We start from the raw sequence: 5,712 nt of genomic DNA on the forward strand, positions 1-5,712 counted from the left end.
CAGGCTGGTGAAGTAGCGGCTCTCGATGCGGCTGGCGGTGTCGAAGTCCACCTGCGCGCCCTCGACCGCGGCGGCCAGGATGGCCCGCGGTGCCGGCATGTTGGCGCCCTTGATCTGCTTGCGCAGCAGCGACGGGAACGACGGCAGGATGGCCGCCAGCGCCGGGCTGGCCGGGGTGCCGCCGGGCATCTTGTAGCCCTTGGCGTCCCACGGCTGGACCGATGCCTCGGGGTTGGCCTTGATCCACGCCTTGGCAGCCGGGACCACTTCCTCGGCGGAGCCCACGAGATCGTCGACCAAGCCGGTGTCCTTGGCCTTCTTCGGGTTGAACCGGGTGCCCTGGCTCAGCACGTTGACGAAGGCGTTCTGGATGCCGAACATCCGCACGGTGCGGGTCACCCCGCCGCCGCCGGGCAGCAGGCCCAGCGACACCTCGGGCAGGCCGATCGCGCTGCCCTTCACGTCGGCGGCGATGCGGTGGTGGCAGGCCAGGGCGATCTCCAGGCCGCCGCCCAGGGCGGCGCCGTTGATGGCCGCGACGACCGGCTTGCCCAGGGTCTCCAGCGCGCGCAGGTCGGCCTTGATGGCCTCGACCTCGGCGAAGATCTCGCCGGCGTTCTCCGGGCCCGCGGTGATCATCGCCTTGAGGTCACCGCCGGCGAAGAAGGTCTTCTTGGCGCTGGTGATGACGACGCCGGTGATCGAATCCTTCTCGGCGACAAGGCGTTCGACGGCCTTGTGCATGGACTCCTTGTAGTGTTCGTTCATCACGTTGGCCCCGCCGGTGGGGTCGTCGAGGGTCAGGGTAACGATGCCGTCGGCATCCTTGTCCCAGTGAATGGTGTTCTCTGCCATAGTTTTTCGCTTACTCCTCTAAAATTCCGGCGCTGCTCAGACGCGCTCGATGATGGTGGCCACGCCCATACCGCCGCCGATGCACAGCGTGATCAGGGCGCGCTTGGCGCCGCGTCGCTCGAGTTCGTCGACCATGGTGCCGGTGATCATGGCGCCGGTAGCGCCCAGCGGGTGGCCCATCGCGATGGCGCCTCCGTTGACGTTGAGCTTCTCGTTGGGGATGTTGAGGTCCTTCTGGAACTTCAGCACCACCGAGGCGAATGCCTCGTTGAGCTCCCACAGGTCGATGTCGTCGACGGTCAGGCCGGCCCGGTCCAGGGCCTTCAGCGCTGCCGGGGTGGGCCCGACGAGCATGATGGTCGGGTCGGCGCCGCTGGTGGCGGTGGCCACGATCCGGGCGCGCGGGGTCAGGCCGTTGGCCTTGCCGGCCCTCTCGTTGCCGATGAGCAGCAGCGCGGCGCCGTCGACGATGCCGGAGCTGTTGCCGCCGGTGTGGACGTGGTTGATCTTCTCGACCCAGTGGTACTTCTGCAGCGCCACATCATCGAAGCCGGCCATCGCGGCCAGTCCCTCGAAAGCGGGCTTGAGCTTGCCCAGGCTCTCCACGGTGGTGCCGGGGCGCATGTGCTCGTCGTGGTCGAGGATCAGCAGGCCGTTCTGGTCGCGAACCGGAACCACGGACTTGGCGAAGTAGCCGCCCGACCAGGCCGCGGCCGCGCGCTCCTGAGACTGCGCGGCGTAGGCGTCGACGTCCTCGCGGGAGAAGCCCTCCAGGGTGGCGATCAGGTCGGCGCCGATGCCCTGCGGCACGATGAAGGCGTCGTAGACGGTGGCCGGGTCGCTGAACAGCGCGCCGCCGTCAGCGCCCATCGGCACGCGGCTCATGGACTCCACACCACCGGCGTAGACCAGGTCGTCCCAGCCCGAGCGCACCTTCTGGGCGGCGGTGTTGACGGCCTCCAGGCCGGAGGCGCAGAACCGGTTGAGCTGGACGCCGCCGACGGTGTCGGGCATACCGGACGCGATGACGGCGGTGCGGGCGATGTCGGCGCCCTGGTCGCCGACCGGGGACACACAGCCCAGGACGACGTCGCTGATCATGTTCTCGTCAAGGTTGGGGTGGCGCGAGCGCATCTCGTTGATCAGGCCTACGACCAGGTTAAGCGGCTTGACCTCGTTCAGGGCGCCGTTTCGCTGCTTGCCGCGGGGGGTGCGGATGGCCTCGTAGATGAAGGCTTCTTCGGACATGGTTTTTCCCTCGTGAGTAATTGGTAAGGGGTGCGGCTAGAGAGCCTAGTCGTCACTACTGGACGGTAACAATTGACCTCGGCCAACCTGTTGGTTGGGAGCTGTCGCAGTAGGCTCGACGCCCATGACGGAGTCCGATGTCGTCGGCCCGGCGACTGACCCGAATGTCATCGGCCCAGCGATGACAACGGTCCAACGCCTGCGCCCCTTCTCGGTGAACATCTTCGCCAAGATGTCGGCGCTGGCCGCCCAGGTCGGCGCCGTCAACCTCGGCCAGGGCTTTCCCGACGAAGACGGCCCGGCCGCGATGCTGGAGGTGGCCCGCCAGGCGATCGCCGACGGCGTCAACCAGTACCCGCCGGGCCTCGGCATCGCCGAGCTGCGCCAGGCGGTCGCCGCCCAGCGCCGTCGCCGCTACGGCCAGGAATTCGACCCCGACACCGAAGTTCTGATCACCGTCGGAGCCAGCGAGGCGATCGCCGCCGCGGTGCTCGGGCTGGTCGAGCCGGGCTCGGAGGTGATCGTCATCGAGCCGTTCTTCGACACCTACGCCCCGGTGATCGCAATGGCCGGGTCACAGCGGGTGGCCGTGCCGCTGGTGCGCGATGGGCGTAGCTTCGCCCTCGACGTCGACGCGCTGCGCGCCGCGATCACCCCGCGGACCCGGGCCGTCATCGTCAACTCCCCGCACAACCCGACCGGCCTGGTGCTCACCGACGAGGAGTTGCGGGCACTGGCTCAGGTGGCGGTCGAGGCGGACCTGCTGGTGATCTCCGACGAGGTGTACGAGCACCTGACGTTCGACGGACGCAGACACGTGCCACTGGCCACCTACCCCGGCATGGCGGAACGCACGGTGACCATCTCCAGCGCGGCGAAGATGTTCAACTGCACCGGTTGGAAGATCGGCTGGGCGTGCGGGTCCCCGGAGTTCACCGCCGGGGTGCGGGCAGCCAAGCAGTACCTGAGTTACGTCGGCGGGGCACCGTTCCAGCCCGCGGTGGCCTACGCGCTCGACCACGAGGACGACTGGGTGGACCGGCTTCGGGACTCCTTGCAGGCCAAGCGTGACCGGCTGGCCGCCGCGCTGACCGACATCGGCTTCGAGGTGCACGACAGCGCCGGCACCTACTTCCTGTGCGCCGATCCCCGTCCGTTGGGTTTCGAGGACAGCACCGCGTTCTGCGAGGAACTGCCGCACCGCGCCGGGGTGGCGGCCATCCCGATGTCGGCGTTCTGCGATGGTGAGCCGGAGGCCTGGAACCACCTGGTTCGCTTCGCTTTCTGCAAGCGCGACGAGACCCTCGACGAGGGCATCCGCCGGCTGCGGGGGCTGGGCGCTTCCTAGCCGCCCCTCTTCAGCTTGAGCACCTGCTTACGCAGACCGTCGGTGGCTGTTTCCAACCCCCCTTTGAGAGTCCGCTTGAGCAGGAAACCGGGGATCGGGATCGAGGGGTCGACGGTGAGTTCGAACCTCAACTTCGTCGTGTCACCAGCCGGGGTCAGCGTGTAATTGCCTTCCTGCTTCTTGAGCTGGCCGGACTTGATCAACGTCCAGCCGGCGGTCGTGCCGGTGAACCTGTACTCGACTTCCATCACGTCGGTGATGCCCGCCGCCTTGATCTTCATCTTGACCCGCTTCGGCCGGCCATCGTCGTAGGTGCTGAGCACCTCGGCGCTCTGGTACTGCGGCGACCACTCGGGGGCCTTCTCGACGTCGGCGATCACGTCGATAATCTCTTCCGGGGTCGCTTCGATAACGACTTCGCGCGAATCGGTGGCTGCCATGGGATCGACAGTATCTAAGTCCGTTCCACCTCGATGGGAACACCAGTCAGCCAGGCCATTCCGGACAATGACTCGACGTCGTCGGGGTCGTTGGACGTCAAATCGTTGACGTTGGCGCCGCCGACCTGGTTGGCCAGCCGCCAGCCGCCGCCGCGATGCCCCCAGCCGTGCGGGATGGCCACGGTGCCGGCGACGATGTCCTCGGTCAGCCGCACCGGCAGCGCGATCTTCCCGAACGGCGAGCGCACCGCCACGTCGTCGCCTTCTTCGATGCCGCGCCGCGCGGCGTCGCGCACATGCATCAGCGCCCGCGGTTGCCGGTCGCCGCGCATCAGCAACGGCGCGTTGTGCATCCACGAGTTCTCCGAACGCGCCTCGCGCATCCCGATCAGCCGCAGCGGGAAGCCCTCCGGATCCTGCCGGTGCCGCAGCTCCTCGATCGCGGCGCTGATCTGCTTGTGCCGCAAACGAACCCGGCCGTCCCCGTAGGCGACGGCCGCGCGCAGAACACCGGTCTCGATCTGCGGGTCCACCACCTGGCCGTGCGGAAGCTCTGCGGCCAGCCGCCCGAAGGACAGGCCGCCGCGGCGCAGTCCGAACCAGTCGCCGCCGCGGGAGATGCGGATGACGGCATCGGCGACCGGGCGCGGACTGAGCCGACGCCCGACCACGCCTGCGCCGGCGCGCAGCGCCGCCAGGGCGGCGAAGGCCGGGGTGCGCCTGGCCATCCGCCGCATGAGGTCGTCGACGATCTCCCACTCGGAGCGCGCCTGTCCGCGCGGCGGCACAACCGCCTCGGTGACCTGCCGGAACGGCGTGGCGTGGAACGTCTGGAACAACAGGCCGAAGTCGTCCCGCTCGTACATGGTGGTGACGGGCAGCACGTAGTCGCACTGCGACGTGGTTTCGGTGAGGTAGAAGTCCAGTGCCACCGACAGTTCCAGTTCGGCCATGGCCGCCTGCAGTTCGGCGCCGTTGGGCACCGACAACACCGGATTGCCGGCGCTGACGAAAAGCGCCCGCACCTGCCGGTCACCGGGAGTGGTGATCTCCCTGGCCAGCATGGTCGCCGGCTCGCTGCGCACCAGGTTGCCGAATCCGCCGATGCGGGAACGGTTCCGGCGATAGTCCAACCGCAGCACGGCGCCCAAAGCCTTGAGCACCCACTGCTCGCCGGGGAAGCCCAGCGCGCCGAACACCGCGCCGCCCGGGACGTCGAGGTTGCCGGCGACGAGGTTGACCGCGTCGATCAGATAGGACGTGAGGGTGCCCGACCGGCCGGCGCAGGTGCCGATTCGGCCGTACACCGTTGCCCGCGGAGTGGTGGCGAGGTCGCGGGCCAGGGCTCGGACAGTGTCGGCGGGGACGCCGGTGGCGGACTCGGTGCGATCGGGGGTGAAGGGTGCGCACTGCTCGGCCAGCCAGCCCAGACCGTCGGCCTGGGCTTTGACCGCCGGCCGGTTCACCAGGTCCTCGGCGAACATCACCTGCAACAGCGACAGCAGCAGCAGGGCGTCGGTGTCCGGGACGATTCCGAGCCACTCGAACTGCGCGGCGGTCTCAGTCTTGCGCGGATCGATCACGATCACCCGGCCGCCGCGCTTGACGACATCGCGCATCCGGTCCTTGATCCGGGGTGCGGTGAGGAGACTGCCATGCGAGACAACCGGATTGGCCCCCATCACCACCAGTAGATCGGTGCGGGACAGATCCGGGATGGGCACCGTCGACGGGATGCCGTACAGCAACTGGCTGGCCATGAGCCGGCTGTGGGTGTCCTGGGAAGACGCACTGTAGAGATGCGTGCCCAGGCCCAGACCG

The 5,712-nt window shown here is 68.5% G+C and carries 5 protein-coding genes; 1 reads left to right on the forward strand and 4 read right to left on the reverse strand.

The annotated features are described in order from the left end of the window. The coding region (locus ADBZ6I_RS15550; protein ID WP_526385398.1) for an enoyl-CoA hydratase/isomerase family protein at window positions 1-855 on the reverse strand (855 nt) is incomplete at its 3' end. A gap of 36 nt (window positions 856-891) precedes the next feature. Beyond that, entirely contained in the window at window positions 892-2,103 is a 1,212-nt protein-coding gene (locus ADBZ6I_RS15555) for an acetyl-CoA C-acetyltransferase (RefSeq protein WP_526385400.1), read from the reverse strand. A 181-nt stretch (window positions 2,104-2,284) separates the two neighbouring features. On the opposite strand from ADBZ6I_RS15555, the gene ADBZ6I_RS15560 reads away from it, so the two are divergent. Continuing rightward, window positions 2,285-3,451 carry a pyridoxal phosphate-dependent aminotransferase gene (locus ADBZ6I_RS15560; RefSeq protein WP_526385406.1) on the forward strand — a complete coding sequence of 389 codons (1,167 nt, stop codon included), beginning with the start codon at window positions 2,285-2,287 and terminating at the stop codon, window positions 3,449-3,451. Here the strand turns inward: ADBZ6I_RS15560 and ADBZ6I_RS15565 are convergent. Beyond that, on the reverse strand, window positions 3,448-3,891 hold the full coding sequence (locus ADBZ6I_RS15565) for an SRPBCC family protein (protein WP_526385402.1): 444 nt from the start codon (window positions 3,889-3,891) through the stop codon (window positions 3,448-3,450). The genes ADBZ6I_RS15560 and ADBZ6I_RS15565 overlap by 4 nt on opposite strands. Before the next feature lie 14 nt (window positions 3,892-3,905). Beyond that, the coding region (locus tag ADBZ6I_RS15570; protein ID WP_526385404.1) for a molybdopterin-containing oxidoreductase family protein at window positions 3,906-5,712 on the reverse strand (1,807 nt) is incomplete at its 5' end.

The organism is Mycobacterium sp. (assembly GCF_044342925.1).
Classification (GTDB): domain Bacteria; phylum Actinomycetota; class Actinomycetes; order Mycobacteriales; family Mycobacteriaceae; genus Mycobacterium.

What these genes read in the sequence shown, in the direction of transcription:
- ADBZ6I_RS15555 (WP_526385400.1), bottom strand. Translation starts at nt 2,103, where the DNA reads ATGTCCGAAGAAGCCTTCATCTACGAGGCCATCCGCACCCCCCGCGGC.
- ADBZ6I_RS15560 (WP_526385406.1), top strand. Translation starts at nt 2,285, where the DNA reads ATGACAACGGTCCAACGCCTGCGCCCCTTCTCGGTGAACATCTTCGCC.
- ADBZ6I_RS15565 (WP_526385402.1), bottom strand. Translation starts at nt 3,891, where the DNA reads ATGGCAGCCACCGATTCGCGCGAAGTCGTTATCGAAGCGACCCCGGAA.